Consider the following 26,487-nt stretch of genomic DNA (forward strand, 5'->3'; position numbering starts at 1 on the left):
AAAACACACACTTTTAAAATTTTCATTGACTGATATTTTTAATTTATTTTCGTAAAAAAATCGACGCCCTATCCGGGTTTACTTTACATAGATGAGAAAGATATAGCGCCCTTCGATTAAATTTGCCTTCAGTAAGGTCATCAATGTTTTTCCTGAATGGGTACCTAACCCGTGCAGCTATGTCAAAGTCACTAATGCTTGCATGAACTTTGGTAAGTTTAGCTATCCCATAAGTGCCATAGCCAAAGTAGCAACAGGATATATATGCTATGCAGATATCATCTGCTGTTGTTGCTTTCCTGATAAGAATGGCTAATATTTGCTCTCTTATTTTTCTTCGAATTGTTTTCTCATATCTCTTAGTTATTGTTCTAACAAACTGTTGGTCTATAGTACTTGCGCCTTGATTAATGTTTTTAAATAATCTCAGATATATAGTTCTTAAAATAGCAACTGGATCGACGCCCCTGTGTAATAGTTGCCGATGATCCTCAGCCACTCTTAATATATCAATTAAAGATAAAGATATAGATCTTTCACTTATCGAACTAAGCCTTATATAATCAATACATTTAAAATAATCTTCCATAATACTTTTAACCCTGAATTTAAAAACTATTACTGCCAATAGCAAGTATGGCGATGACAGTAAGGTAATCAAAAAGCGCTTCGCTGCCATTTCACGTCTCCTGATGAATCTGCAGCGGTGGACCAAAATTTGCCATGCATAGCATCTGCATTCACCTTTTGGAAATACAACAAAATGGTATAACTCCTTAACTCACCTTTCATTTTTATATTCAATGAGGCATGATTTTTCCTTAAGTAATTTCTCTTAATCACCCCTCGAACCTCTCCAGTACTTCTATGCTTCCCAGTGTATGATCTTATATTATTATTGTTTTCAACGTCTTTTGTTTTCTCAATAAACCCTTCAATATTATTGTTGTCACATATTAAAGTCAGTGTATAAAACGTTTTTAAATTCAAGTAAGGATTATATGCGGATTTTAGTGTTTCACATTCAATTTCAAAGACGCCCGAAAAATTTGGTGGCGGTTTAATATATTCTTTGAATATAAAAATCAATACAGCTGCAATGAGAGTAGCAACAGCACCACTTAAGATTTGATTTGTGGAAATAAAGGTTAGAGATGGCTCAAGCCATTCCCAAAATTTGATAAAAAAATTAGTGAATTTATTCATAAATTTCTTTTGACAGCATGTTTTTTATATGATGTTACATTTTTGAGAAAAAAGCAACTTCGCTGATTAAAAACTATCTCGCTGGAATTTATGAGCATCATGTTATGAATACATTCCTATCCCATAGGGAATAAAACTCTATCTATAGAATAAAAATCCAAATTTTATCTTAATAAATCAGATAAAAGACACTTATACTACAAAGGCACTTGTGTAAGATCAAATTTTTAATCCTATAAGTTATAGATTGAAGCAACAGTGACTTATAGTGCGCACACTTAAGAATCTCCGATGACGATGGTAGCGGGAGACAACTTTTGACAACTCACTCCTATTACCAACTAACTGACTTGCTCCGCGTTGAGATATTTATAGTTATGCCAGCTTTGTCCGCTCCTGGCACAAAGCAGACAAACAAATGACGCTGAAGGTCTGTTGAGAGCGAAGAGCGAAAGCTCGCAGCTGTCCTGCACGCTGATTTCATATTTACTGGCAGTTCTGATGGTTAGTTAACATGGCTCAGAGTAGTGAAGTTTCCCGCAGGTCGGACGATAATCGATGGCAATCATTCCGTTTTAAGCGTCTGCTGGTGCAAATAGAACTGTTGCGCAAAAGATAATCATGTATCACTTATTAAGAAGGGCTTTCATTCACTAAGCTTTCGTCACTATGTAATCATTAGAAACGTTACTGTCTACGATTCATTAATATCTTACTCTTCATGACATGCTCAAGGCAAAAGCAAGCAGCGCAAGGTCCGCTATGTGAAGCGGACCTTAAATCTCATCTGCCAACGTAAAAAAAAGCCGACCTAAGCAGCATCGCTTAAAATTATCCTGGTCAGCCACTACCTGCACACTTTCCCGTCGGACATCACCAGCGTCATTTCTCCCTGCCAGAACTCGGCGAGGAAGATTTCGCTGATCTGCGTCACGCCCAGTGAGGTAATTTTTTCATGCAGCCATTGTTCATCTTTCTGAATAGCGTCCAGCTCTGAGTATCTGATCCTGCCATCTTTAATCAGGATCACCGACGGCATGTCCGCGCCTTCGCAGACCGCGGTGATCTGGCCGCCCGGTTCGATTTGGGCATATTTCAGGTTCTGAAAAGAGTGAATGCCCTGCGCATGCAACTGGGACGCGACGTTCAGGATATCAATTTTGTTTTTTCGTTTTAGTATGTTTTCCATAATAAACTTCCCATCCTTGATAATAGGGATGGGATTACCAATCGCAAATGAACGAAAGATAAAAAATCTCTTGCTGACGGCATTTAGCAAAGATATCAGCATAACGCCGATAATAAGCACGATAATATACTGGTACAGCGGGATAACATCGTTGTAAATGACGCCGCCGATAATTCCACCCAGAACGAAGTTGCCGATAAAATCGACGGGTGTCATCTGAGAGAGCTGTGTTTTTCCTGAGAAATTCAGGTGTGAAATGACGATCAAAAAACCAAGGACGAATTTTGCCAGGACTAAAAGATAATATTCCATTAGGTTAACCCCCTCCACTTATAATTCATTAATATATCACAACCCATTCAGGTATTCAGTGGTTCAACTGTTCTGGCTGATAGTCGAACAATATCCGGACATGCTTTCAGTTAAATATGTTCTTACCTCTCAATAGAAGGGTTTTTTAAGTGCGCAGCGGCCCTGTTTTTGTGTAGGATCAGCACATAGAAATATTATGAGCTGGAGAATTATGGCTTCGCTGAAAGAAGTGGCCCAACGGGCCTCAGTTTCGCTGATGACGGTGTCGCGCGCCATTAACGAGCCGCAACGACTCAAGCCGGAGACGCTGGCACGGGTGCGGGAAGCTATCGATGCACTTAATTATGTGCCCGATTTCTCCGCGCGAAAAATGCGCGGCAAAAGCAGCAAAATATCCACGCTTGGCGTGCTGGCGCTGGACACGGCAACCACGCCATTCTCCGTCGAGCTTCTTCTGTCTGTTGAACTCACCGCACGCGAATTTGGCTGGAGCAGTTTTCTTGTCAGCATTACCTCGCAGGCCGACAGCGAGCGGGCGGTGAGCCAGCTCCTTTCTCAACGCCCGGATGGCATCATTTACACCACCATGGGGCTGCGTGAAGTGAAAATTCCGCCGCGCCTTATCGGTAAAAATCTTGTACTGGCCAACTGCATCAGCCCTGATCATGAACTTCCGGGTTACATCCCTGACGATTTTGGCGGGCAGTATCAGGCCATGAAATTGCTTTTGCAAAAGGGATACCGGCATCCTTTGTGCTTTTATTTACCGGAATCCATTCCCGCCGGGATCCGCCGTCGCGCTGGTGCAGAGCAGGCCTGGCGCGAAGCCGGAATGCCGGCGGCACAACTTCGCCAGTTCCATATGGAACCCGGTGATGAACATTACCGTGACATTGTGCAGATTCTGGAAAGATTTGCGCCCGACGGCAAACCTGACTTTGACGTGCTGATTTGCGGCAATGACCGCATTGCTTTTCTGGCTTATCAGGTCTTGCTGGCGAAGGGGATTCAGATCCCGCAGCAGGTTGCCGTGCTGGGATACGACAATATGGTCGGTATCGGCGATTTATTTATCCCGCCGCTGACCACCGTTCAGCTGCCTCACCGCGAAATTGGCCGCGAGGCGGTGTTGCATCTGATCGAACAGCGCCCCAATCAGGGATTGATAAAAATCGATTCCCCTGTACTGGAGCGCGAGTCTTTATAACGTCTTTTCTTTCTACAATTTCCGCATAATCAACCTGCGCTCAGCGTCCAGAAGTCACCCTGAACGAAGGTTGCTTTACCGTATGCAGCAAAAACGGAGAGGGCGCGCTGGCCGGGTTGCGGATAAATTCTGCTGCTGAACGTCGCGTCTCCCTGATTGACGAAAACTTCCACCGACGAACGGTCGATGAAAATGCGTAAATCCAGAAGCTTACCCGGAGGCAGTGCGGTGCTGCGGGCGTCTTTGATCCCGTGCATCGGGAAGTCCCTTTCCAGACAGAGTCTTTGCGCCTGTGTATCCACAAAAAAGGATACGCCTTCGCCGAGTTTTATCCCGAAGCTTTCCGCATCTGACGCGGCCAGATCCCATTGCATGATGATCTCCCCGGCCTGTGCGTCTTCCATCAGAGGGCGTACGTCGTTTCTGAGCACGCAAGGGGTGACCGGATAATGTTCACGGCGCAGCGTCCGAACTTCTTCCACCGGCATCATGCGCACTTTGCCATCACGCAGCGTCAGTTCACGGGGCAATGTCATACAGCCCGCCCAGCCTTCTGCTTTTGACGGCATCACGGATTCCCACATGTCCATCCATGCGATAACAATCCGCCGTCCGTCGGCCGCCGTAAATGACTGCGGCGCGTAGAAATCATGGCCATGATCCAGCTCGGCAAAGCCTTCCGTAATCATGAAGTCCTGGCCCGGTTTCCACGATCCGCGCAGGCATCCGCTCTGGAATAAATTCTGATAATCATAGCCTTGCGCTTTGATCCCTTGCGGAGAACACATCAGAATATGTTCATCGCCGAGCGGAAAGAAATCCGGGCATTCCCACATATAGCCGGTATGGCTGTCCGCTTTGGCCAGTACGCGATCCAGTTCCCACTGTTGCAGGCTCTTGCCTTTATAGAGCAGTACCTGCCCGCAGTCGCTTTCATCGCGCGCGCCGATCACCATCCACCAGCAACCGTTTTCACGCCAGACTTTCGGGTCACGAAAATGCATGATGTTATCCGGCGGGGCGAGCACCACACCCTGTTTGGTGAAATGAATGCCGTCCTCGCTGGTGGCCAGGCATTGCACTTCGCGGATGGCACTGTCATTGCCTTCACCATTAAGCCAGACATGGCCGGTGTAAATCAGGCTGAGTATGCCGTTGTCATCCACGGCGCTGCCGGAAAAGCAACCATCGCGGTCATCATCGTCGCCCGGCGCCAGCGCAACCGGGAGATGTTGCCAGTTCACCATGTCCTTGCTGACGGCGTGCCCCCAGTGCATTGGCCCCCAGTTTTCACTGAACGGGTGGTGCTGATAAAAAGCGTGGTACAGGCCCTGATGAAAAATCAGACCGTTCGGGTCGTTCATCCAGCCAGCCGGTGGGGCAAGGTGGAAGAGTGGGTAGAATGCATCGCCGCGTTTTTCTGCCGCATCCTGCAAAGCGTGCTCAGCACGTTCAAGTCGCTGTTTCATACGTTTTCGCCCTTTTTAAAGTCCATTGAACAGGGAGTCCGGCTCTTATCACCGGTGAGAAGGAAAGCGGAAATCAGAGTGAGGGAAAGTACCAGCGTGCCCAAAATCATGTAGGTGTCGGCGAAGCCGATCACGTCATAGCCTTTGCCCGCCAGCGGTGAAAATACACTGGCGCAGACCTGCGTAATGAACTGAAAACCCACGAGATAAAGCGTGGCAGAAAGGCGAGGGTCAAAGCGCGTGGTGATGTACTTAAACATGGCGATTAGCAGAATGGGTAATTCCACGGCGTGCAGCAGTTTCATGCACGAAATCGTGACCGCATCGGCGGCCAGTCCGGAACCAAAGACGCGCAGAGCCATAATCAGACCGCTCAGCAACAAGCCGTTTTTAGCGCCAATCTTATTGACCACAAACGGTGCAAGGAACATTCCGCCCGCTTCCAGAAATACCTGGAAGGAATTCAGGAAGCCGTACATCTCGTTGCCGTTTCTGACGTCCGGGAAAAGTGACGCGAAGTACACCGGGAATTGCTGGTCATACACGTTATAAACGCTGACGCCGGTGACAAACACAATCAGCGCCCAAAAGCGGGGCAGGCGGAACAGGTCAATGGCGTCGGACAGGTGCAAATTACCCGGTTTGCCGTACTCGAGCTGGCTTAGAGCATCGGTTTTGACTTCGCGTAATCCCCACAATAACAACAGGAAAATCAGCGCGGAACAGGAGCCCATCCAGAAATTAAGATTTGGATTGATGTTAAAGAGCATTCCGGAAAAGAACGTTGCAGCCGCCCAGCCCAGCGATCCCCACATTCTGGCTTTGCCAAACTCGAAGCCTAAAATGCGGCTGACGCGTTCGGTGTACGACTCCAGCGCCCCAATTCCGGCAAAAAAAGTGGCGCCGACATAAAGCCCGCCGGCCACCGCACCCGCTAAAATATTGGCCTGTAACAGCGGGGCAAAAATAAAGATGAAAAAGGGGCCACTGAACAGCAACAAAAAACCAATCGCCCAGAGCAGGTTTTTGCGTAACCCCAGCTTATCCTGAATAAAACCGTACAACGGCTGAGCGCACAGCGCCGTCAGGGCGATGGCAGAAAATAATAATCCGGTGTCAGCACCCCGCAGACCAATCTTCTGACTTAACCAGAGTGAGATAAGCGAGAAGGCTGATGACCAGGTGTAGAAAAAACAAAAAAGTAATCCGCTAAGCAATGTGTAAGGACTTCGGTTGCTGTTCTTCATATGTGTGTCCGTTCATTATTAGAATGTGTAGACCACATTGTTAACGTTAACTTTCAGTTTTTCACAGACGTTATAAGGCGAGTTTATGATGTTAATCACAAGTGTTAACGTTAACATAATTGAAGTGTGATCTGAACCACAATTTTTGGGGAGTGAGTTTTCAAGCCACCGGTTTTATCCCGCACAGAGGCCCGGAGAGGCCGCACAAAGCAACGCAATCAGCAGGGGCGTTGTGTCATTTCTGGCAGACCGCTAAGCCCATACTCGACCATCGCCATGTAAACGGAAAAATAGCTGAGCACCATTTGCATGAAGGTCAGATGCAACACGATCGTGTTATTGGCAGAGTCGAGCCTCAGCAGACCACCGGCCTCAGCGGCTTTCAGACATCGCTTAATGTGTGAGCGGGAAACCCCGCATTTTAGCGAAGCTTTCAGATAGTTATACTCGATTACCGCATTCTGCTGACGGATGCTTTCGATGTACAAATCCATCAGCATCATGTGCCCGGCGTCCCTGAAAATGAACTCCTTACAATCGGGGACCATATCGAATAAATAGATCTGATTGAGGATGATTTCCGAATACTTCCGAAAATAATCAGCATTGAAATTTTCCATCTTCAGGCAGCGTGAAACATCGAAATCCGGGTGCAACATGCCATAGGGGATCATCATGGTATTAATGAGCGCGCGGGTTTCATCCTGCGCTCTTGATGTCACCGTATAGTTCAGCTTTCGTTTATCCAGCGGATCCTTTTTAACTTCCATTCGCCCGCCCACACGAATAAAGAGCAGGAAAGAGTCAACGGTATTTTCACTGATTAATCCCGTTGTCTTACAAAAGTCTTTCACTTGTCGGAGAGTAGGGTTCTCTGTCGTGAAAAAATAGGTCATGACAGCGGTTCCAATAATAAATCGATTGGCTTTGAAAATAACCTTAAAATAGAGAGGTTTAGTCAGATAAAGTTTAAACATAAGTTTGTAATGTTTCTGCATGACTAACTCTATATCCTTATGCGATTTAATCTCCTCTGCACGATGAGAAATTAAATCCCTGAGTTCTTGTTTGCTCTTCATTTCGTTTCTTACTTTTCCCGATGTCATATTACAAATTAAAAAATATCGCAATTATTACTTAGCGTTAATTTAAGTCGTGTTGAAAAACAGTTTAGAATGCTATATCGCGACGGGGGTATTGCGTGTTTTTGTTAAAAGCTGAAAGGTCTGATTTGCCTCGCTAAGTATAATCCTAACACCGCATTAACGAATTTGCATAAGAGTTGATCTTATTTTGCCCGGTGATATTACTTTTTTAAGTAATGGCATTTTTATTATTTTTAAGATTTTAATTAATGGTTTCATCGGGTTATGTCGGTTTTCTAACGGGAGTTTTTTTAGAGTTATCCCCTCTGGAAAAATTAACCACAAAAATGGACAGTGACTTAACAAACGCCATGTGAGAATTTTCTTATCGCCAGGTTATTCCCGTGGGCTCAGAAGTCCGGATTAACAGGCAGAACCCTCTGGAGAGGGAATCGCCGGCACGTTTTTTAATGGAATTTATAAGGATTTATCATGGATGAGTCACGTCATCAGTCCCTGCGCCACAACATTTCTCTTGGGCAATTTTATAAAAAAAAGATTGCCGGGATACTGCGTTTCTCACTGATACCCATGACTTTTTTGGGCATCCATTCTGCCTGTGCAAATATGAGCGTCTATCCGATGGAAGTGGCGCTAAATAATCAGGGCGCGGCGCAGATTCAGACCTTATCTCAAAGCGGTGAGGCGCAGTTTATTAAAGTCAGCATTAAGAAAATTGAGCGTCCGGCGACGCCTTTTGAAAAAGAAATAGCGGTTAATGATGCGGTTTCACCGTCGCTGATTGCCACGCCGGACAAATTCGCCCTGGCTTCGGGTTCGCAGAGAATTATTCGGCTGATCTCGTTACAACCGCCGGAAAAGGAAACTGCGTGGCGTGTTTATTTCGAGGCTGTCGGTGCGCCTGATGAGCTGAAAGATAAATCCGGGCAGGATAATAAAATATCCAATCAGGTCGGCATTAATTTAGTCTGGGGCGTGCTTGTTCATATTCCGCCAAAAACACGGGTATTATCTTTGCGTCAGTTAACGGGCAGCGAAGTAAAAAATAATGGCACAGTGCGCATTGTTATCCGTGAGGTGGGGATCTGCCCGCAAGGAAAAATGAGCGGCAGTTGTCAGTGGAAAAAAGAACATGCCACGGTATACCCGGATGAAACCCTGACATTTAAATCGTGGTCGCCTGCGCAATTAAATTCAGCACATGAAATAAGAATTAAATATGTTGATCAGAATTCGAAAAGCCTGAATGAGTACGCTATCGAAAACACAGTCAGCATGTTCTAAGGGAATAACAACCTGTTTGTTATGAGACGGTTCATTACCGACGAGACGGTCATTAAAGACCATTACATGGATTTTCATGGAGCTACAAATGCAAAAATTAATTAAACCACTTTTCATCGCAACAGTATTAACGGCTGCATTTAATGCACAGGCTGTGCAGAAAGATATTACTGTGAATGCCAACGTCGATGCCACAGTGGATATGACGCAGGCGGACGGTACCGCATTACCTGGCACGATTAATATGCAATATATCCCGGGCCGTGGTCTGTCTACCTATTCACTGGACACCAGGATCTGGTCTAACTCTTCTACCGCAAGCATTAACGTTGCGCTGGTCAGTGCTGCGCAGTTAAACGAAGCGGTCAGCGGCACTGCGGTACCGCTGAAAGTGACGCTGGGTGCAGATCTTAAACCGATCACCACGACCTCAACGACCCTGACTTATGCCTCATTATTCCCGGCGGGTACGACGAACGGTTCTTCAGTATTGCCTTTGAAAATCTCGCCGGCAACCGTTGCACCTCTGGCGACCGGCACTTATTCCGGCGTTGTCAGCCTGCTGATCACACAGGCGACATCAAGCTGATTTGCCTGAGTTGACTGATCGATTATTTCGGGGGGCAGTCTGCCCCCTTATTATTCTTTTCAGCAGGACGCTGTAATGAAGGTCAATATTCGCGTTGTATTAATAGCCTCTTTCATTACCCTGATCCCCTCTCTTTCTGTCCGCGCAGTGACACAGGTCCCGCCGGGTTTTGAATCGCTGGTGACCGGGCAGACTCTGTGGGTCAATCTTTCTGTCTACGGACAATCGCTCGGGCTTTTTGAAGCCACCGTTTCCCTGGACACCGTGACATTCCTGAAGCCTGAAGATGTCGCCCGTGCGGTTATGCAGCACTATCAGAAGAACCCGCAGCAGGAAAAGCGCTTAGACGGCCTGATCCGTCAGCCTCTGGCGCGCAACGGCAATCTGGCTTGCAGCAGTAACGGCGGGGTGGCCGGATGTGACTATCTGGATACAGATTCTGTCGCCGTTATCTATGACGAGAATAATGCCAAAGTCGCGCTGTTCCTCGGCCCGGAATTTATTCCGCTTTCCGCAGGCAATGCCTCGCCCTATTACGAACAGACCGCCGAAACCGAAGCGGCATTTATTCATCAGCAAAATATCAACTTCGTGACTAACAGCGGCGACCAGACGTTATCCCTGCAAGGCGCGGGTGCACTGGGTTTGACGCAAAACAGCTATGCCGGTGTTGACTGGGATTACCTTGCGCAGAAATACCGTCAGCAAAATCATCAGGAAGTTCGTTTTAATAACGCCTTTCTGCGTCGTGACCTGGGCAAACGCTACTACGTTCAGGCCGGGCGCATGGATTCGCGGGACATTTTCAGCAACGCTGGCGGAAACATCACACTAAGCCAGTTACCGCTCAGCACCATCGAAGGTGCGCGCGTAGGTTCCACACTGGCCTGGGTGAACAGTACTCAGGCCGCACAGGGCACGCCGGTGACAGTATTCATTACCCGCCCGTCGCGCATTGATGCCTATCGTGATCAGCAATTGCTGGGCACTTTTTACCTGAATGCGGGCACGCAAAACCTCGATACCACGGCTTTCCCTAACGGCAGCTACACCGTGACGCTGCGTGTGTATGAAGACAATCAGTTGTCGCGCACTGAACAGGTGCCTTTCAGCCGGACAGGCAGTTCCACCAGTCAAAACGTTGAGTGGTTTGTACAGGGTGGCGCTATTCCCGGACGGGAGGGGCAAAGTAACGGCGCGGGATCGCAAAATGGCGCCGATCGCCGCGTAGTTCAGGCGGGGATCAAAGTCCCGCTGAACCTGGAGACCGCGCTGACCGGCGGTGTCGCGATGACGAACCGTAACCATTTTGTCGAAAGCGCCCTCGACTGGAGCCATGGATTCGACAACGCACTTCTCGACGGCATTCTTGCCACCCGCTTCAGCTATCTGAAAGGCAGTGAAGGCTCACGCGGCAATATTCAGCAGATTTCGTATAACGACGGTTTCTCTCTCAGTTTCTACCGCAGTGCGCTGTTTGCGCAGGATTGCTACAGCAACAATGGCGGGCAATATGGTTTCAGCGGTTGCTACCAGAGCAGCAGCCTGATGTTCAGCGTGCCGGTTAACAGCTGGTATGTGAACGCCGGTTACAGTGCCAGTGAGAATGAAGGCCGCAATGTTATCCCGGCGTTTCGCGATGAAAACGACGTCGTGCCGGTGTGGACCCGCCGCAATATTTACAGCAAAACGAAAACCACGACATGGCAGGCCGGGCTCGGGCGCGGATTCAGTTTCAACGGAATCAACATCAACACCAGCGGCAACCTTTTTACACGAACTAACAGTACCGGTATGAAACGTGATAACGGGGGATTCTTGTCCGTTTCGCTTTCGCGCGTCAGCACGCCGACGATTGATGCGCGCTCGAACTACAGCTCGCTGGGCATGACGTATCAGTCAGATCGCAGCAATAAAAATCAGCTCGGCTACAACGTGGCGCAGAACTGGTATTTCGATGCGCAGAACCAGCAGGAAATCGGTGTGAATCTCAACGGCAATCAGGAGAACACCCTGAATGCCTCGGTTTACGGTAAAGCCGGCGGCGAATACGGCAACGGCAGCCTGGCGGTAAGTTCGGCGTCATCCGGTTCGTCCGGCCAGCGTTTCAGCAGCAGTGGCAGCTATAACTCCTCACTGGCCGTGGCACGATCGGGCCTGTACTGGGGAAAATGGGGCAACGGTTTACCGGGGGCTGCGGTGGGGCTGAACGTCGAGAGTACGGATGACAGCCGTGATACCCGTGTGGATGTCTCGGTTGACGGAGCAGGCAGTGCCAGCCTGCACGGCACCGGCCGCACGTTATTCAGCGTTCCGGCTTACACGCAAAGCCATATCAGCATTAATGATTCCATCGAATCAACTGCCGGTATGCGCAGTGAAATTACTCAGGGTGCCGGACGCCGCGCGCTGTTTATCCCGCCGGGCCGGATGCTGGTTGGCAAGGTGAATATCGTTTCGCGTTACACCTATCTCGGCAGATTGATGATCAATCAGCAAACGCCGCTTGAAGGCGCAATTCCGCTCAATGTTGTCAGCTGGTCAGGTTTAGGGCAGGGAGGATTTACTGCTGAAACCGATCACCGCATGAAAGATTTATACATGGCGCGCGGGATGCAGATGTATCGCTGTGAAATGAAGGTAAAAAGCACGCACGACGTCGTGCGCTACGTCGGAGATACCGGTTGCGAAACGATCAGCCTTGCATCAGTGCCGCAGAACGTTCAGCAGCAGGCAAAAATGCTGATCGCCACGCGGCGTGCTGACGATGTCCCTCTGGCACGTGAGCAGTCTTTCCGGCAGGAACAACAATAAGGATTTTGTATGCAACTCAGATTTATCGCGGGGCTGGCGCTGGTCGGGTGGATGACAGGCGTTCAGGTGCAGGCGGCAACGCTTACGCCATCGGGACGTAACACCAGCGTGGCGGTCACGTTCGACCGGATGTCTGTGCCAGCGCAGTTGCCGATCTGGACGAACGAAAACGGGGGATATGACACGAATGACGCGCCGAAATGGGGACGAAATACGCTGGTTTGTCAGTCACGCACCAGCAATCAGTATGGTGCCTGCCCGACATTCCCCGTCTGGCTCGAAGCTACGCCTGCTCCCTATCCTGTGCCGGTCACTTTCACCGAAAGCACCACAAAACAGACGCTTGTGCTGAATATCTATCTCACCAAACGCAGATCGTTGAATAACGTGGTGGTGGCCTCCAACCTGGTGCCGCTGAATGCGTTCGGTGGGGCGGTGACGCCGCGTGGTGACGGGACGGACTATTCTGCTTATCTGCCGTCGGCTGAATTAAGTAAATTTCCGTCGGCCGGAACCTGGAGTGCGACCCTGAAAATGTCGCTGATGCAGTGGCCAGCAACCTGCACGGGTAACTCCCAGAATGTCAGCGTCGGTTGTACCAATGCGACAAAGTTAGCCGACTGGATTGCTACTCTGGCGTTTAACGTCACGGATTACGGCAACCAGCAGATCTACCTGCCTGAGTTTGGTAATGCGGCCGCCAATGTGGATTTGGGACTGAAAATATTTCCCGGCGGGCGCGGCACAACGAATGTAACGGGCAGCCGCTCACTGGATATGTGCCTGTATGATGGCAATAATTCGGACAGCAACCGGGTGAGTTTAATCTTTCAGGATGAAGGCTCCGCCGCGCCCTCCCGCGCCACCGGGTTGTTCTCGGTATATCGCAAGGGCGGGGATAAAAATCTGGCACAAGATCGTCTGGATTATTCCGTTGAAGTGGTTAACCCGCTGACCAAAGGGCGGCAGGTGGTACAAAACGGCAGTGAGATCGTCTGGAGCGGGACGAATAAAGGGATATTGCGACGCGTCGTCTTACCGGGCCAGAGAAATTCTGTGTTATGTGTTCCCGCTCCCATGGAATTAGTCACCCCGTCTTTCACCTTATCGTCGAAAACAGCGGGGCGCTATAGCGGAACGCTCAGAATTATTTATACCCCGACGACGCAATAATACATTTCAGACAAAATGAGCCACTCAGTAAAATGGGCGGCTTATCAGTTGAGAATAAAAGATTGATACAAATGAAGTGTGTTTTTTAAATTGAGCTTCTTCACCAAATTAGCCTGGTAGCTGTAGAGCGCTTTCGGTTTTTTACGGGTCACTCTTGCCACGCCGTCTATTGAACCTTTTGTAAATAAACAACGTAAGAAGATTATCTCATTTTCATTTAACTCATTTTGGGCATGAATGGCAAAAGGCCTGGGGGTCTTTGTTTCATTTTTAATGATTCTGTTTATTAAGCTCAGGATGATTGCGGGAGGCAGTTTCTTATCTACAAAAAAGTCTACATGCATACTGTTTTTGTTGAAATTAAAGGGTTTTTTGTTTTTGTCAGAAAAAAGGATTAACTTCACGCCGAACTTTCTCTTCAGCTCCGCCAGGCGTTCTGCGCAGGTGAGTGCGGTAAGAAAGTGCGCGGGAAAGTCGAAAATAACAAATAATGGAGGCTGGAAGAACATTTCGGTTTGGGAGAGAATGTTATCAATGTCCCGTATATCACTGCAACAATGAATGTTTAATTCGTTTATCAGTGATGCTAATCCCTGCTGATGAAAAGCAGACTGGTCTATATAAATAACATTCATCTTTTATAATTCCTTTTATGATTTCATGTTTCATAATATCTCCGGAACGGATGAAGTTGAATGTCCATTTTTGGTGTTATTACTGCATGCGCTTTTGTTTTTCGCGATTTATCTGAAGGTCATTGTATTTAAAATGACAATTCATATTTGAGTTGAAAGCAGAAGCCGCCCTCAGACGGCTTTTACAAAGAATGCATGACCCTTTGAATTTAAAAATGCATTCGGATTACTGGCTCATCGCATCTTTTTTCATGGCATCTTTCGACATGCTGTCTTTCTTCATTGCGTCTTTGGACATTTTGTCTTTCGACATACAGTCTTTGCCCATGCTGTCTTTCGCCATCGAGTCTTTGCTCATGCTGTCCTTTTTCATGCAGTCTTTGGACATATGGCTCATGCTGTCTTTTTTCATCATCGCGTCAGCGGCGTAGGTGGTGCTCACTGCGCCCATCATCAGACAGGCAGACATCATCATTACGGTTAACTTTTTCATGGGGTATTCCTTTTCTCTGTTGGGTTTTATTGAGATCGTCGTCGTGTGTTCTAACTTCCACCAAACCAGTTGTAGCCCTGATCTTCCCAGTAGCCACCGGTGAATTTATTTGTAATTTCAATCAATTCGATGTGTTTGGGGTTCTTGTAACCGAGCTTGGTCGGCATCCTGAGCTTCATCGGGAAACCGTATTTGCGCGGTAAAATCTGTCCGTCATAGGTCAGCGCCAGCAACGTCTGCGGATGCAGCGCTGTCGCCATATCAATGCTGGTGTAATACTCGTCGGCACATTTGAAACTGACGTATTCCGCGGTGAGGTCGGCACCAATCAGCCGTAAAAAATCACCAAACGGCACGCCGCCCCATTTGCCAATTGCGCTCCAGCCTTCCACGCAGATATGCCGCGTCACCTGGCTGACCTGCGCCATTTTGTAGAGGGTTGGCAACGACCATTCACGTTTATCCAGCGCCAGCCCGGCGATTTTCAGGCGATAGGTCAGGCCGTCAACTTCCGGGGCATCGTCTTCGGCGTAAAACGCATTAAACGGAAACGGGCGGGTGATCATGGATTCGGCATACACCGGCGCAAGGCGCGTTGAGCCAAACAGCCAGCCCTGAACGCGGTCGTTGAAGCCGGAAATTTTCCCCAGTGCGGTTTCCACGCTAGCGTTATCGCTGATGTCGCAGCCGGTCAGCATGGCAATGCCGCCGAGCGTCAGCCCACGTTGCAAAAACAGTCGGCGCGAGGGCGCGTCGAGTTCGCGGATAATCTGTTTTTTAGCTTCCTGCACAATCGCTTCACTGTCCGACGTGCTGAAAATCTGAACGATGCTTTTTTTGATGATGTTCTTCATATTCAGCCCTTAACGTCCGCGGATCATCGCGATCAGCGTTTTTGGCACCAGCGCCACCATGATTAAATGCAGCACGACAAACCCGACTAACGACGCCATCGCTAAAAAGTGGACGTAGCGCGCGGTGTCGTAACCGCCCATCAGTTCGCGCAGTAACGGAAACTGTACCGATTTCCACACCACCAGACCGGAAAGCACCAGCACGATGCCGTCGAACATCACGAACACATACGCCGCGCGCTGCACCATGTTGTAGTGGCGTAAATCGTTGTGTTGCAGCTTGCCGCGCAGGGCCGCACGCAAATCGTTGAAAATGCCGCGCGGGGTCAGCGGCCAGAATTTTCGTTTCATCCGGCCGGTCAGAATGTTCATCAGCAGATAGAACAGACCGTTAAAACCGAACAGCCACATCCCGGCGAAATGCCACTGGATTGCGCCGCCCAGCCAGCCGCCAAGGGTGACGGTGGAAGGGAAATCAAAATCAAACAGCGGCGACGCGTTGTAAATCTGCCAGCCGCTGGTCACCATAATCAGCACCGCCAGCGCATTCAGCCAGTGCGCAAGACGCAGCCATAAAGGATGAACGGTGGCCGGTTTTTGCCCCGCGACCTGAGGGATTTCTGTGTGAATTGTCATGATGCGTTTCCGCCATCTGCCCGGTTATGTAGCGAGTATTGAGCGGATTTGTTCCCCGAGACCTCACGCAAAGTTAAATAAAATGTGATAACTCAAGGGTCATTGCTTGTGTAGACTCAAACGATATGAGGACGCCACGCGGTGGGATAACAAAATGGATAAAACGAAAAAAATCCTGATCGTTGAAGACGACGGGGATATTGCGGAACTGCTGAGCCTGCATCTGCGTGACGAAGGTTATGAAATTACACATGCGGCGGACGGCAATCTCGGCGTCGCTCATCTGGAAAAAGGCGGCTGGGATGCGCTGATCCTGGATCTGATGTTGCCCGGTGTGGACGGTCTGGAAATCTGCCGCCGCGCGCGCAACATGACGCGCTACACGCCCATCATTATTATCAGCGCCCGTTCCAGCGAAGTGCATCGCGTGCTCGGGCTGGAACTGGGAGCCGATGATTATCTGGCAAAACCGTTCTCCATGCTGGAACTGGTGGCGCGGGTGAAAGCGCTGTTCCGCCGTCAGGAAGCGATGAGCCGCAACCTGAAAATGGATGCCGGAACGCTGAGTTTTGCCGGGCTGGTTATCGACCCGATTGCGCGCGAAGTGATGCTCAATCATCAGCCGGTAGAACTGACGCCGCGTGAGTTTGATTTGCTGTACTTTTTTGCCAAAAACCCCGGCAAAGTGTTCTCACGCCTGAGCCTGTTAAATCAGGTCTGGGGCTACGAGCACGAAGGGTATGAACATACGGTGAACACCCATATCAACCGGCTGCGCATCAAGATAGAAGCCAATCCGGCCGAGCCGAAACGCATTCTGACCGTCTGGGGAAAAGGCTATAAATTCGTGTCTTCGGCTGAAGATGCGCAAGGGTAAATCATGAAAAATCTCACGCTGGCGCAAAGACTGACTCTGGTGTTTACGGTGCTGCTGATCGCCTGCTGCGCGCTTTCCGGCTATATGCAGGTGCGCTCGGGCAATCAGTACAGCCAGTCGGTGATCCAGCGGCTGTCCGCGAATCTGGCGACGCAGATTGCGGCCAATAATCCGCTGCTCAGTCAGGGTGACTGGGATCCAAAAGCCGTGCATTCGCTGTTTGATCAGCTGATGGCGGTGAACCCGAGTGTGGAAGTGTATCTGCTGGATAAAGACGGCAAGATAGTGGGCAACGCGGCACCGGCAGGGCGTCTGAAAACCGATAAAGTCGATCTGACGCCGGTTAACGCGCTGCTTGAGGGCGCGAATATGCCGGTTTACGGCGACAATCCGCGTGATCCGCAAAACCGTCAGGTGTTTTCGGCGGCACCGCTCAAAGAACACGGTGTGACCAAAGGTTACGTGTATATCGTGCTGCTCGGCGATGAATACACCGCGCTGACCAGCGATGCGCAATACCAGTCTTCCATTGCACTGGCGCTGCGTTCCATGGGGCTGGTGGCGCTGTTTGGTTTACTGGCGGGTGCGCTGGCGTTTCGCTGGGTGACGCGTCCGGTGCGTAAACTGACGCAGCAGATTGCGCAGCTCGACAGCGGCGGAATGGACGCCATTCAGGCGCTGGCAAAAAGTCCGACGCCCGCCGGTGCGCCGCGCGATGAAGTCTCGCAGCTGCAACAGGCGTTTGTCGCGCTGGCAAAACGCATCGACCAGCAGTGGCAAAGCCTGATGGTGCAGGATCAGCAGCGCCGTGAATTTATCGCCAATATTTCCCACGATTTGCGCACGCCGCTGACCTCACTGCACGGTTATCTCGAAACGCTGTCGGTGAAATCCGATCATCTGAGCAACGAAGACCGGCAGCGGTATCTGAATATTGCGCTGACGCAAAGTAAAAAAGTCGGGCGGCTGGCGCAGGAATTATTTGAACTGGCGCGCCTGGAATATGGCGTGGTGAAACCGCAGAAAGAGCCGTTTTCCCTGAGCGAACTGGTGCAGGACGTCTTCCAGAAATTTGAGCTGGCGACCGAAACGCGCGGGCAGAAATTGCTGGCAGATATCACGCCGGGTATTCCGCTGGTGAATGCCGATCTGGGCATGATTGAACGCGTGCTGACGAACCTGCTGGATAATGCCATCCGCCACACGCCGGAAGGCGGCGTTATTGAGATTAAACTGTGGAAAAACGGCGAACAGGTTATGGTACAGCTCAAAGACACCGGGCCAGGCATTGCCCCGGAGCTGAAAGACAGCCTGTTTGTGAGGCCGTCAATTCTCAGCACCAATAAACACCGCGCGGGCGGGCTGGGGCTGATGATTGTGCGCCGTATTTTGCAGCTTCACGGCGGGGATATCCGGCTGGTTGAGCAACAAAAGCAGGGCGCGTGTTTTCAATTCTCCGTTCCGCTCTAAACTCCCTTCTTTTTAATTTGCGTTACGCTGTGACCGGCGTAACGCAAATATCCTGTTTTATTGTCACAAAGTTATTATTATGTATTCCTAAGTGTTAAATAATAATTTAATTTTATAACGTAAACCAAAAAGGTTTAGTCTGTATATTTAAACGGTACTTTTTGATTTATATTCAGGCCGATATATTAACCACGACGAATAAATACTTTCTCATTATTACGTGGAATATATTATGTCTAAGAAAGAAACCCACCCTCAAAATAATAAAGTGCACGATCTGCGCTCCGCTATTGAATTCCTTGAAAGCCTGCCAGGCGAAATGGTCAGCACCGATGTGGAAGTCGATCCGCATGCGGAATTGTCCGGCGTTTACCGTTATGTTGGTGCCGGTGGAACCTGCGAACGTCCGACCCGCAAAGGCCCCGCGATGATGTTTAACAACATCAAAGGTTTTCCGGGCGTCCGTGTCGTGACCGGCCTGATGTCGACCCGCGAACGCGTCGGCCATCTGCTGGACTGCGCGCCGGAAAAACTCGGTTTTCTGCTGAAAGACTCCGTGAAAAATGCCATCGCACCCGTTGTTATCGACCGCGGCACTGCGCAATGTCAGGAAGTCACGTATCTGGCCGATGACCCGAACTTTGACCTGCGTACCTTGCTGCCCGCGCCGACCAACACCGAAGAAGATGCCGGTCCGTATTTCACCATGGGCATGTGCTACGCGTCTGATCCGGAAACCAAAGAGTCCGATGTGACCATTCACCGCCTGTGCATCCAGAGCCGTGACGAACTGTCGATGTGGCTGACACCGGGCCGTCATATCGACGCATTCCGTGAAAAAGCGGAACGTGCGGGCAAACCGCTGCCAATTTCTATCAGCATCGGCGTGGATCCGGCCATTGAAATTGCGGCCTGTTTCGAGCCACCGACCACGCCGCTCGGCTTCAACGAACTGAGCATTGCCGGTGCCTTGCGCGGTAAAGCAGTTGAACTGACACACTGCGTCTCCATCGACGAAAAAGCCATTGCCCACGCTGAAATTGTGATCGAAGGTGAACTGCTGCCAAACGTGCGCGTCCGTGAAGATCAGAACACCAATACCGGCAAAGCGATGCCTGAATTCCCGGGTTATACCGGCGAAGCGAAAGCGGCGCTGCCGGTGATTAAAGTGAAAGCGGTCACTCACCGTAAAAACCCAATCCTGCAAACCACATTAGGCCCAAGCGGCGAACATGTCAGCATGGCCGGCATTCCGACCGAAGCCAGTATTCTGGACATGATTGACCGCGCCATGCCGGGCCGCGTGCTGAATGTGAATGCACACACCTCCGGCGGCGGTAAGTTGCTGGCGGTACTGCAATTTAAGAAAGCTTCTCCGGTTGACGAAGGCCGTCAGAGACAAGCCGCGCTGCTGGCGTTTGCCGCTTTCTCCGAGCTGAAACACGTCATTCTGGTCGATGAAGATGTGGATATTTTCGACACCGACGACGTTCTGTGGGCGATGCAAACCCGCTTCCAGGGCGACGTGGATATCGCCACCATTCCCGGCGTGCGCTGCCATCCGCTTGATCCGTCGCAGAACCCGGCATACAGCCCGAGCATTTTGCAGGAAGGGATGTCTTGCAAAACGATCTTCGACTGCACCGTTCCTTTCCACCTGAAAGCGCATTTCGAACGTTCTAAATTTAAAGAAGTCGATGTGAAGAAATTCTTACCCGATTTTAAATAATACGAACGTTAGCATTAATTAAGGATTTGACATGAGTAAACGGCGCATAATTGTGGGGATCAGCGGTGCTTCAGGATTTCAATATGGTATGAAAGCGCTGGAAATATTGCGTGATATGGATATTGATGTGCATCTTATTATCAGTAAAGGTGCCGAAATGACGCGGAGCATGGAAACGGATATTGAAAGAGAAGATGTCACCTGTCTGGCCGACGCAGTTCACTCCATTAATAATCTGGGGGCTTCTGTTTCCAGTGGTTCATATAAAACCATCGGAATGATTATTGCGCCGTGCTCAATGAATACTCTGGGATCTATCGCTCACGGTTTAACCAGTAATTTACTCACCCGCGCGGCGGATGTCGTGTTAAAAGAGCGGCGCAGGTTGGTGCTGATGGTGAGGGAAACACCGCTGAATCTTTCGCATCTGAAGAATATGCAATCGGTGACAGAAATGGGCGGAATTATCTTTCCGCCGGTTCCGGCTCTTTATCACAAACCTGAAAGCGTGGATGACATTATTCACCACAGCGTGGCGCGCGCCCTTGATTTATTTGATCTGGACGTCGCGAATATCAAACGCTGGGGCGAAAACTGAGTGATAAATTCTTTGTGACAACGATAAAAAACAGCCTCTAAATTTGCGGAGTAGAAATGTTAATTGGACCTATTGTTAACAGCGGCGCCATTATCCTCGGCGGCCTGTTAGGGGGCTTTCTTGGCGTAAAAATGCCAGAGCGGTTAAGAACCTCGCTGCCCCAGACCTTTGGTTTATGCTCGATGGCGCTCGGCGTCGTGCTGCTGGTGAAAATGCACAGTATGCCGGTGGTAATCCTGTCGGTGATCCTCGGCGCGGCCATCGGGGAACTGTTTTATCTGGAACGTTACATTGCGCGTCTGGGCAATATGGCGCGCGGGATCGCCTCGCGTTTTGCCCCTGATACCGGCATGGATCAGAGCGTGTTCACCGAAAAATTCGTCGCGATTATTGTCCTGTTCTGCGCCAGCGGCACCGGTATTATCGGCGCAATGACCGAAGGGATGACGCATGATCCGAATATCCTGTTCGTTAAAGCGATTATGGATCTGTTCACGGCGGCTATTTTCGCCACGGTGCTGGGTTATGCGGTGGCGCTGATTTTCATTCCGCAGTGGATTGTGCAATTTCTTATCGCGTCGGCGGCGGTGTTCATTCTTCCGCTGACCAATGCGCAAATGATGGGGGATTTCACGGCAGCAGGGGGCTTTATTATGCTCGCCGCCGGTTTCCGTATCAGCGGAATCAAATCCATCGCAGTAGGAAATTTATTACCGGCGTTAATTCTGGTGATGCCCATCTCACATTACTGGAGCCTCTTTATTCACTGATGAATATCAGCCAAAGCCACTTCATTGCGAAGTGGCTTTTTGTATACTGAGCGTGCCACCGCCGCAATGAAGAGAAGGGAATGATGGATCTGAAAAGAATGCGTTACTTCTGCACCATCGCTGAACAGGGTTCAATCAGCAAAGCTGCGAAAGTGCTGAATATCGCACAGCCTCCGCTTGGAAAACGTCTGCACGAACTCGAAGAAGAAATCGGTTCGCCCCTGTTTATCCGCACCACCAAACAGATGGTTCTCACCGAAGCCGGACGTTTTCTTTACCGCAAATCCAGTGAAATCCTCAGCCAGGTCAACAGCGTCACGCGGCAGGCGGTGGATATCGCGTCGCAAAAAAAACGCACCGTGCGTATCGGCGTTTCCTATCTTTATCTGCGCTATTTCAATACGGTATTTCTCGAGCTGTACCGCAAAAACCCGGACTGGGATCCGAACCTTCTGGTATCTGAATCCACCTATCTGGAAGAACTGGTGATGAACAAAGCGCTGGATATGGCGATGATTCAGACGCCCGCCGATATCCGTTCTTTCTATGTCCGTGAATTTGAGCCGATCAAACTGGTCGCGGTTGTCTCAACTGAACTGGCCGAAAACCTGCCCGACCGCACGCTGACTTTCGCTGATTTATCCGGCTTCCCGCTGATTATGCTGCACCGGATGGGCGGCGAGGGCACCTATGAAGTGCTGCTCAACCGTTTGTATGAAGAAGTGAAAGATGTGAACGTGATTATGAAAGTGTCCGAGCCGCGGCTGGTGATCGAAATGTTTCGCGACGGCCTTGCGGGTGCTGCGCTGATGCCGGAATCGGAAGTCGGCGAGAGCAAACATTTCCGCGCGTTTAAAATCGAACAAAAAGAGAAGCTTTTCCGCCCGGCGATCATCACGCTGCATACTGAAAAAGACTCGTTTTTGCCGGGAGAGTGATTTTTGTCATGAGCAGGCGAGGTGAACTATAATCAGCTTTCTCATGCTGACTGGACGACCAGAGACTCAGCTTAATTTTTCGGGGACGACCCTGACTGTTATTCCTGAGGATGTTTTATGGCCTGGCTTTATCTGTTTTTAGCCGGAATTTTCGAAGTTGTCTGGTCGACCGCAATGAAAGAATCCCACGGATTCACCCGCCTCATTCCCAGCCTGATCACGGCATTTTTCATGCTGCTCAGCGTAGTATTACTGGCGATCGCCATGAAAACCCTGCCGCTCGGCACGTCGTACACCGTCTGGGTCGGCATCGGGGCTATCGGCGCATTTATTCTGGGTGTCACGATGTTCGGCGAAAGCCTTAATCCGCTACGTGTGATCGCAGTTTTACTGATTTTCGCGGGGGTTATTCTGCTGAAGGTGGCAACGAAAGAGTGACGGGGTAAAACTCCAGATCCCGCAAAGCCGCTCTGTAACGGGAGCGGCTTTTGTTCTTAAAATGCAGACTTAATCAAATCATTTGTACAATACAGCGGTGCCATGAATGCGGTTCTGACCACCGGCTTCGATAATTTTATAAGAGGTTGCACCGGCGGCAGCGGCTTTAGCGGCGAAGGTGGATTCCAGACCATCCAGTGTGTTGTCGGAGGCAGTAATAGTGCCGATTTGTGAGGCGAAACTACCAAAAGAAACAGTGGCGAGTGTTGCTGCGATAACGAAAGTTTTGATGGTTTTCATGATGTCATTCCTTCTCAGTGTTTGTTGGGTGAAGGCGGCTGCCTCCGATGAGAAGAAGAATAGCGCCGCGGGATCCGGATGAATAGCGGACTTATTTGCTTGTAATGATCAAAATGTTTGAATAATTCAGCGGGTATGCAATTTTCTCTTTCCGGAGGAGTCTCTTTCAGTCCGTCCGCCATTTGCCGTTATCACATGTCGTGTTCTGGCAAACTTTTATAAAAACCACGGACGTATATAAATGAGCCGGGAAACGCAGTTCCCCAGGGGAGGTCATTCATGGCGACGGAATATTATCTGCGCAGGCGGCTCGAAGTGATGATGGCTGATCCCCGGAACTGGGATTACAGCTATTCATCAGGCGGTTGCGCCCTCAGTAAAACATCAGCGACTGTATTTCTCGCTGGCTACCCGGCTTAACCGGTGGGACAGATTGCAGTTTTTGCTGATGAATACGGATAACGCGGATGCGGCGTTACTGCGTCAGATGCTGGCGCAATAAATAACAGATGCCCCGTTTCCGGGGCATTTTTTTAAAACCTTTCGCCCTCCAGCGAGGCATCACACAGCGCGTACACCTCGCCCCAGCCTGCGCCGGTGGTCAGTAGCTGGCGGATGTGCAGGGCAACGTCGGCGCGGCGGACGCGGCCATGCGCTTCGGTTTCGATAAGGTGCGCTTTGCCGGTGGCTTCGCCGTTCATCAGGCCGCCCGGACGCAGAATACACCACGCCAGCGTGCTGGTTTGCAGCCAGCTTTCAGCCAGTGATTTCTCACGAACCGCCTGCCCGAATGCCTGTTTTGCGCGGTCGGATAAGGTCGGCCAGCTGTTGCCGCAGCCAATCGACGTCACCAGCAACATCTGGCGGATGCCGGTTTTTTCAGCGGTATCCACAATCAGCCGGTTAGCGGTGTAATCGGAGAGTTTTCCGCCCAGCGTGGACACGATCTGCGCCTCCGCCCCGGCCATCTGGCAGGCCTGCAAGACATCTTCCGGGTTCAGCGCGTCGCCGGTAATCACGGTGACGCCCGCCGCGCGCAACGTTTCTGCCTGTTGAGGGTTACGGATTAGCGCCACAACCGGGCGCTCCTGTGCGGAAAGGGCGACCAGTTCAGCCCCGACGCCGCTGCCAGCGCCAAAAATCAGCAAAGTATTCAAGGGTGTTTCTCTCTCTCGGCCAGAAGGGCAGGAAGGGCGCGAAATGCATTCAGCTGATCACTCAGAAGCTGGCGATGGCTGTCACGCCCGACGAAAACCTTGAGCATCGCATAACCGGAAGCGTTTAAAAACCAGACACTTGCTGTGCTCATTCCCATAAATGGCCGTTCGACCAGCGCGATGTGCTGGCAATTTGTTGCGCGGATATGCCCGCTCATTCCCTGTTTTCCGCGCAGGTTGAAATACCCGTGGCGATGCGTGCCGGTGGGCAACGCACCGTGGAATTCGAGGATCAGATCGTCATTGTTTACCAGCGTCGTGACGTCGCCCCATTCCGTGATGTTGTCCCACACTGTGTCGAACTGGCTGCCGGAAAACAGGTGGCTTTCGGGCAAATGTCGGATCACCGTCAGCGGCGTCACGCCATATTCACGGGCGATATCTTCAACAGTGCCGTCAGGCTGAGTGGAGAGAAAGTCGGTCAGTTTTTGCAGGTTATCCGTGTGCATGGCTGTCATTCCGTAAGGTCAGTTGAGGAACCAGAATTTGCAGGGCTTGCAGCATATTGCTGGCCCAGAAACGTCCGGCGGGAGTCAGGTTGAAACGCGGGCCGTCGCTGTGCATCAGGCCGCACTGTTGCCACTGTTGCAGCAACGGTTCAATCGGGAATGGATCTTCGACGATGCGGCTCAGATCATAACGTCCGGCTTCGATACCGCCCTGTAAATCCAACCGCCAGCGGTGCTCACCGGTGGTCGCGGCGGTCATCATCATGATCGGTTTTTGCCCGGCATCGAGCAGCTGATAATAAGCGTCCAGGCTGCGCATCGTCATATATGACTGGCCGCCAAGGTTGCCGCCCGCGCCGCTGCCGAAAGCCAGACAGTCTGCGCCTTTTTTGATCAGCAGATTATAGAGATTGCGTTCGCGGGTGGTGCGCGCCCAGTGGCTGTTGCTGATCTGATGCCAGCCGTCATGCGCCAGAAACGCTTCGCCTTCCAGATAGAAATCCCGACGCATGCTGACGTCGGGCAGGGTGACGCGATTGTTCCCGACCGCTTTGCCCAGTGGCGTGGACGGCAACAGATTCAGCGCGTAAAGATCGACACCGTCCAGCGGCAGGTCGCGGACAATCTGTAAATCTTCCAGCCACGACGCGCGGGTCTGTTCCGGCAGGCCAAACATCAGGTCACAAACCACCGCCGCGCGGTCACGTTCGCCCAGCTTGCGCAGAAAATTAATGGCTTCGTCGCGGCTGGCGCGGCGGCCCATACGCTGACGGATACGCGTGTCGAACGTCTGAATGCCGACGGAAAAACGGTTAGCGCCCGCGTCCAGACAGGCATCAATGCGTTCGTCATCGAAATTCAGGATGCGGCCTTCCACCGTGATTTCGCAATCCGGTGCCAGCGGCAAACTGCGGCGCAGGGTCACAATAATCCGGTGCAACTGCCGGGCGCTGAGCGCGGTCGGCGTGCCGCCACCAAAATAGACGGCGTGGATTGGCGCAGACTGATGCAGCGGTGAGCTGGCTTCCTGCTCGATTTCGCGGATCAGGTAATCGCAGTATTGTTCGGTGGCTTCCGCTTCCAGCTTGTTCTGGTAGAACCCGCAAAATTTGCAGTGCGTCGCGCAAAAAGGGATATGCAAATAGACCAGACGTTTATTCGCAGGCAGCGTTTTCTGACAAAGCGCCTGCCATTGTGCGGGAACCTCCTGCGGAGGAACGGGTTGCTGCGGCCGCCAGGGCATAACCGCCCAGCGATCCGGGAACGGCAGGCCCTGATCGGCTGCATAAAAGCGCGTGAGGTCTAAGCTCATAAGGGTCTTCTTCTCCTGAAGAAACAGTCATTATCGCCATTAAACGATAATGATTATCATTCGATCAAACCCAACCCGCGCCTTTGATGATCTGTATCAAGTTAAAATTTGTGAGGATTTTGCTAAGAAAATCAGGTGGCCACCTGGGATTGTCCCTGTCCTGCGGGTGACGCCA

At 50.6% G+C, this 26,487-nt stretch carries 26 protein-coding genes; 12 read left to right on the plus strand and 14 right to left on the minus strand.

Features of this window, described 5'->3' with window-relative positions; all coding sequences use genetic code 11:
• Window positions 1-43: 43 nt before the first annotated feature.
• The 3 genes from M2403_RS14390 to M2403_RS14400 all read right to left on the minus strand — a co-directional run bounded on the left by M2403_RS14390 (window position 44) and on the right by M2403_RS14400 (window position 2,707).
• On the minus strand, window positions 44-679 hold the full coding sequence (locus M2403_RS14390; protein WP_259229691.1) for a transglycosylase domain-containing protein: 636 nt from the start codon (window positions 677-679) through the stop codon (window positions 44-46).
• On the minus strand, window positions 658-1,206 hold the full coding sequence (locus tag M2403_RS14395) for a hypothetical protein (protein WP_259229692.1): 549 nt from the start codon (window positions 1,204-1,206) through the stop codon (window positions 658-660). Before M2403_RS14395 ends, M2403_RS14390 begins: the two co-directional genes overlap by 22 nt.
• An 847-nt stretch (window positions 1,207-2,053) precedes the next feature.
• Window positions 2,054-2,707: a DUF421 domain-containing protein gene (locus M2403_RS14400; protein ID WP_165060563.1), complete on the minus strand. Its 654-nt coding sequence runs from the start codon at window positions 2,705-2,707 to the stop codon at window positions 2,054-2,056.
• A gap of 211 nt (window positions 2,708-2,918) precedes the next feature.
• Here M2403_RS14400 and M2403_RS14405 point away from each other — a divergent pair, with 211 nt between their 5' ends.
• A complete protein-coding gene (locus M2403_RS14405; protein WP_165060566.1) occupies window positions 2,919-3,914 on the plus strand; it encodes a LacI family DNA-binding transcriptional regulator in 996 nt (331 codons plus the stop codon).
• A gap of 29 nt (window positions 3,915-3,943) precedes the next feature.
• Here the strand turns inward: M2403_RS14405 and M2403_RS14410 are convergent, their stop codons facing one another.
• The 3 genes from M2403_RS14410 to M2403_RS14420 all read right to left on the minus strand — a co-directional run bounded on the left by M2403_RS14410 (window position 3,944) and on the right by M2403_RS14420 (window position 7,709).
• Entirely contained in the window at window positions 3,944-5,383 is a 1,440-nt protein-coding gene (locus M2403_RS14410) for a glycoside hydrolase family 32 protein (protein ID WP_259229695.1), read from the minus strand.
• Window positions 5,380-6,630 (minus strand): MFS transporter, encoded by a 1,251-nt coding sequence (locus tag M2403_RS14415; RefSeq protein WP_259229697.1) that lies wholly within the window; start codon window positions 6,628-6,630, stop codon window positions 5,380-5,382. The genes M2403_RS14410 and M2403_RS14415 overlap by 4 nt, the downstream gene beginning before the upstream one ends.
• A gap of 218 nt (window positions 6,631-6,848) precedes the next feature.
• A complete protein-coding gene (locus tag M2403_RS14420) occupies window positions 6,849-7,709 on the minus strand; it encodes a hypothetical protein (RefSeq protein ID WP_259229698.1) in 861 nt (286 codons plus the stop codon).
• A gap of 498 nt (window positions 7,710-8,207) precedes the next feature.
• Between M2403_RS14420 and M2403_RS14425 the strand changes: the two genes are divergently transcribed.
• The 4 genes from M2403_RS14425 (at window position 8,208) to M2403_RS14440 (ending at window position 13,596) form a co-directional block, all read left to right on the plus strand.
• On the plus strand, window positions 8,208-9,020 hold the full coding sequence (locus M2403_RS14425; RefSeq protein ID WP_217152214.1) for a fimbrial protein: 813 nt from the start codon (window positions 8,208-8,210) through the stop codon (window positions 9,018-9,020).
• An 88-nt stretch (window positions 9,021-9,108) separates the two neighbouring features.
• A complete protein-coding gene (locus tag M2403_RS14430) occupies window positions 9,109-9,609 on the plus strand; it encodes a CS1 type fimbrial major subunit (protein ID WP_165060121.1) in 501 nt (166 codons plus the stop codon).
• 75 nt (window positions 9,610-9,684) lie between these two features.
• On the plus strand, window positions 9,685-12,423 hold the full coding sequence (locus tag M2403_RS14435; RefSeq protein WP_259229704.1) for a TcfC E-set like domain-containing protein: 2,739 nt from the start codon (window positions 9,685-9,687) through the stop codon (window positions 12,421-12,423).
• A 9-nt stretch (window positions 12,424-12,432) separates the two neighbouring features.
• Complete coding sequence (locus M2403_RS14440; RefSeq protein ID WP_259229705.1) at window positions 12,433-13,596, plus strand: CfaE/CblD family pilus tip adhesin; 1,164 nt, start codon at window positions 12,433-12,435, stop codon at window positions 13,594-13,596.
• A 44-nt stretch (window positions 13,597-13,640) separates the two neighbouring features.
• Here M2403_RS14440 and M2403_RS14445 read toward each other — a convergent pair whose 3' ends face one another.
• The 4 genes from M2403_RS14445 to M2403_RS14460 all read right to left on the minus strand — a co-directional run bounded on the left by M2403_RS14445 (window position 13,641) and on the right by M2403_RS14460 (window position 16,214).
• Window positions 13,641-14,231, minus strand: coding sequence for a LuxR family transcriptional regulator (locus M2403_RS14445; protein WP_259229707.1), 591 nt, complete (start codon window positions 14,229-14,231; stop codon window positions 13,641-13,643).
• Window positions 14,232-14,457: 226 nt separating this feature from the next.
• Complete coding sequence (locus M2403_RS14450) at window positions 14,458-14,724, minus strand: pentapeptide MXKDX repeat protein (RefSeq protein ID WP_165060128.1); 267 nt, start codon at window positions 14,722-14,724, stop codon at window positions 14,458-14,460.
• 50 nt (window positions 14,725-14,774) lie between these two features.
• Entirely contained in the window at window positions 14,775-15,578 is an 804-nt protein-coding gene (locus M2403_RS14455) for a molybdopterin-dependent oxidoreductase (protein WP_259229713.1), read from the minus strand.
• A gap of 9 nt (window positions 15,579-15,587) precedes the next feature.
• On the minus strand, window positions 15,588-16,214 hold the full coding sequence (locus tag M2403_RS14460) for a cytochrome b/b6 domain-containing protein (RefSeq protein WP_165060132.1): 627 nt from the start codon (window positions 16,212-16,214) through the stop codon (window positions 15,588-15,590).
• 154 nt (window positions 16,215-16,368) lie between these two features.
• On the opposite strand from M2403_RS14460, the gene M2403_RS14465 reads away from it, so the two are divergent.
• The 7 genes from M2403_RS14465 (at window position 16,369) to M2403_RS14495 (ending at window position 23,034) form a co-directional block, all read left to right on the plus strand.
• The gene (locus tag M2403_RS14465; RefSeq protein WP_259229715.1) at window positions 16,369-17,091 is read left to right on the plus strand and encodes a response regulator transcription factor; all 723 of its coding nucleotides are present in this window, start codon (window positions 16,369-16,371) and stop codon (window positions 17,089-17,091) included.
• A gap of 3 nt (window positions 17,092-17,094) precedes the next feature.
• Window positions 17,095-18,561 carry a HAMP domain-containing sensor histidine kinase gene (locus tag M2403_RS14470; protein WP_152326591.1) on the plus strand — a complete coding sequence of 489 codons (1,467 nt, stop codon included), beginning with the start codon at window positions 17,095-17,097 and terminating at the stop codon, window positions 18,559-18,561.
• A gap of 232 nt (window positions 18,562-18,793) precedes the next feature.
• Entirely contained in the window at window positions 18,794-20,290 is a 1,497-nt protein-coding gene (locus M2403_RS14475) for a UbiD family decarboxylase (protein ID WP_218521538.1), read from the plus strand.
• Window positions 20,291-20,321: 31 nt separating this feature from the next.
• On the plus strand, window positions 20,322-20,888 hold the full coding sequence (locus tag M2403_RS14480) for a UbiX family flavin prenyltransferase (protein ID WP_259229724.1): 567 nt from the start codon (window positions 20,322-20,324) through the stop codon (window positions 20,886-20,888).
• A 56-nt stretch (window positions 20,889-20,944) separates the two neighbouring features.
• Window positions 20,945-21,658, plus strand: coding sequence for a DUF554 domain-containing protein (locus M2403_RS14485; protein WP_152326588.1), 714 nt, complete (start codon window positions 20,945-20,947; stop codon window positions 21,656-21,658).
• Between the two features lie 80 nt (window positions 21,659-21,738).
• The gene (locus M2403_RS14490) at window positions 21,739-22,596 is read left to right on the plus strand and encodes a LysR family transcriptional regulator (RefSeq protein WP_235937403.1); all 858 of its coding nucleotides are present in this window, start codon (window positions 21,739-21,741) and stop codon (window positions 22,594-22,596) included.
• Window positions 22,597-22,713: 117 nt separating this feature from the next.
• The gene (locus M2403_RS14495; RefSeq protein ID WP_165060142.1) at window positions 22,714-23,034 is read left to right on the plus strand and encodes a multidrug efflux SMR transporter; all 321 of its coding nucleotides are present in this window, start codon (window positions 22,714-22,716) and stop codon (window positions 23,032-23,034) included.
• Between the two features lie 78 nt (window positions 23,035-23,112).
• Here the strand turns inward: M2403_RS14495 and M2403_RS14500 are convergent, their stop codons facing one another.
• From M2403_RS14500 to hutW, 4 genes are all read right to left on the minus strand, one after another.
• A complete protein-coding gene (locus tag M2403_RS14500; protein WP_165060144.1) occupies window positions 23,113-23,334 on the minus strand; it encodes a YdgH/BhsA/McbA-like domain containing protein in 222 nt (73 codons plus the stop codon).
• Window positions 23,335-23,867: 533 nt separating this feature from the next.
• Window positions 23,868-24,491, minus strand: coding sequence for an NAD(P)-binding oxidoreductase (locus M2403_RS14505; protein ID WP_165060147.1), 624 nt, complete (start codon window positions 24,489-24,491; stop codon window positions 23,868-23,870).
• Entirely contained in the window at window positions 24,488-25,009 is a 522-nt protein-coding gene (hutX, locus tag M2403_RS14510; RefSeq protein ID WP_371819704.1) for a heme utilization cystosolic carrier protein HutX, read from the minus strand. Before hutX ends, M2403_RS14505 begins: the two co-directional genes overlap by 4 nt.
• Window positions 24,987-26,312 carry a heme anaerobic degradation radical SAM methyltransferase ChuW/HutW gene (hutW, locus tag M2403_RS14515; protein ID WP_259229731.1) on the minus strand — a complete coding sequence of 442 codons (1,326 nt, stop codon included), beginning with the start codon at window positions 26,310-26,312 and terminating at the stop codon, window positions 24,987-24,989. The genes hutX and hutW overlap by 23 nt, the downstream gene beginning before the upstream one ends.
• Between the last annotated feature and the right edge of the window lie 175 nt (window positions 26,313-26,487).

Source organism: Rahnella sp. BIGb0603, assembly GCF_024808755.1.
GTDB lineage: Bacteria > Pseudomonadota > Gammaproteobacteria > Enterobacterales > Enterobacteriaceae > Rahnella > Rahnella contaminans.

What these genes read in the sequence shown, in the direction of transcription:
- M2403_RS14390 (WP_259229691.1), bottom strand. Translation starts at nt 679, where the DNA reads ATGGCAGCGAAGCGCTTTTTGATTACCTTACTGTCATCGCCATACTTG.
- M2403_RS14395 (WP_259229692.1), bottom strand. Translation starts at nt 1,206, where the DNA reads ATGAATAAATTCACTAATTTTTTTATCAAATTTTGGGAATGGCTTGAG.
- M2403_RS14400 (WP_165060563.1), bottom strand. Translation starts at nt 2,707, where the DNA reads ATGGAATATTATCTTTTAGTCCTGGCAAAATTCGTCCTTGGTTTTTTG.
- M2403_RS14405 (WP_165060566.1), top strand. Translation starts at nt 2,919, where the DNA reads ATGGCTTCGCTGAAAGAAGTGGCCCAACGGGCCTCAGTTTCGCTGATG.
- M2403_RS14410 (WP_259229695.1), bottom strand. Translation starts at nt 5,383, where the DNA reads ATGAAACAGCGACTTGAACGTGCTGAGCACGCTTTGCAGGATGCGGCA.
- M2403_RS14415 (WP_259229697.1), bottom strand. Translation starts at nt 6,630, where the DNA reads ATGAAGAACAGCAACCGAAGTCCTTACACATTGCTTAGCGGATTACTT.
- M2403_RS14420 (WP_259229698.1), bottom strand. Translation starts at nt 7,709, where the DNA reads ATGAAGAGCAAACAAGAACTCAGGGATTTAATTTCTCATCGTGCAGAG.
- M2403_RS14425 (WP_217152214.1), top strand. Translation starts at nt 8,208, where the DNA reads ATGGATGAGTCACGTCATCAGTCCCTGCGCCACAACATTTCTCTTGGG.
- M2403_RS14430 (WP_165060121.1), top strand. Translation starts at nt 9,109, where the DNA reads ATGCAAAAATTAATTAAACCACTTTTCATCGCAACAGTATTAACGGCT.
- M2403_RS14435 (WP_259229704.1), top strand. Translation starts at nt 9,685, where the DNA reads ATGAAGGTCAATATTCGCGTTGTATTAATAGCCTCTTTCATTACCCTG.
- M2403_RS14440 (WP_259229705.1), top strand. Translation starts at nt 12,433, where the DNA reads ATGCAACTCAGATTTATCGCGGGGCTGGCGCTGGTCGGGTGGATGACA.
- M2403_RS14445 (WP_259229707.1), bottom strand. Translation starts at nt 14,231, where the DNA reads ATGAATGTTATTTATATAGACCAGTCTGCTTTTCATCAGCAGGGATTA.
- M2403_RS14450 (WP_165060128.1), bottom strand. Translation starts at nt 14,724, where the DNA reads ATGAAAAAGTTAACCGTAATGATGATGTCTGCCTGTCTGATGATGGGC.
- M2403_RS14455 (WP_259229713.1), bottom strand. Translation starts at nt 15,578, where the DNA reads ATGAAGAACATCATCAAAAAAAGCATCGTTCAGATTTTCAGCACGTCG.
- M2403_RS14460 (WP_165060132.1), bottom strand. Translation starts at nt 16,214, where the DNA reads ATGACAATTCACACAGAAATCCCTCAGGTCGCGGGGCAAAAACCGGCC.
- M2403_RS14465 (WP_259229715.1), top strand. Translation starts at nt 16,369, where the DNA reads ATGGATAAAACGAAAAAAATCCTGATCGTTGAAGACGACGGGGATATT.
- M2403_RS14470 (WP_152326591.1), top strand. Translation starts at nt 17,095, where the DNA reads ATGAAAAATCTCACGCTGGCGCAAAGACTGACTCTGGTGTTTACGGTG.
- M2403_RS14475 (WP_218521538.1), top strand. Translation starts at nt 18,794, where the DNA reads ATGTCTAAGAAAGAAACCCACCCTCAAAATAATAAAGTGCACGATCTG.
- M2403_RS14480 (WP_259229724.1), top strand. Translation starts at nt 20,322, where the DNA reads ATGAGTAAACGGCGCATAATTGTGGGGATCAGCGGTGCTTCAGGATTT.
- M2403_RS14485 (WP_152326588.1), top strand. Translation starts at nt 20,945, where the DNA reads ATGTTAATTGGACCTATTGTTAACAGCGGCGCCATTATCCTCGGCGGC.
- M2403_RS14490 (WP_235937403.1), top strand. Translation starts at nt 21,739, where the DNA reads ATGATGGATCTGAAAAGAATGCGTTACTTCTGCACCATCGCTGAACAG.
- M2403_RS14495 (WP_165060142.1), top strand. Translation starts at nt 22,714, where the DNA reads ATGGCCTGGCTTTATCTGTTTTTAGCCGGAATTTTCGAAGTTGTCTGG.
- M2403_RS14500 (WP_165060144.1), bottom strand. Translation starts at nt 23,334, where the DNA reads ATGAAAACCATCAAAACTTTCGTTATCGCAGCAACACTCGCCACTGTT.
- hutX (WP_371819704.1), bottom strand. Translation starts at nt 25,009, where the DNA reads ATGACAGCCATGCACACGGATAACCTGCAAAAACTGACCGACTTTCTC.
- hutW (WP_259229731.1), bottom strand. Translation starts at nt 26,312, where the DNA reads ATGAGCTTAGACCTCACGCGCTTTTATGCAGCCGATCAGGGCCTGCCG.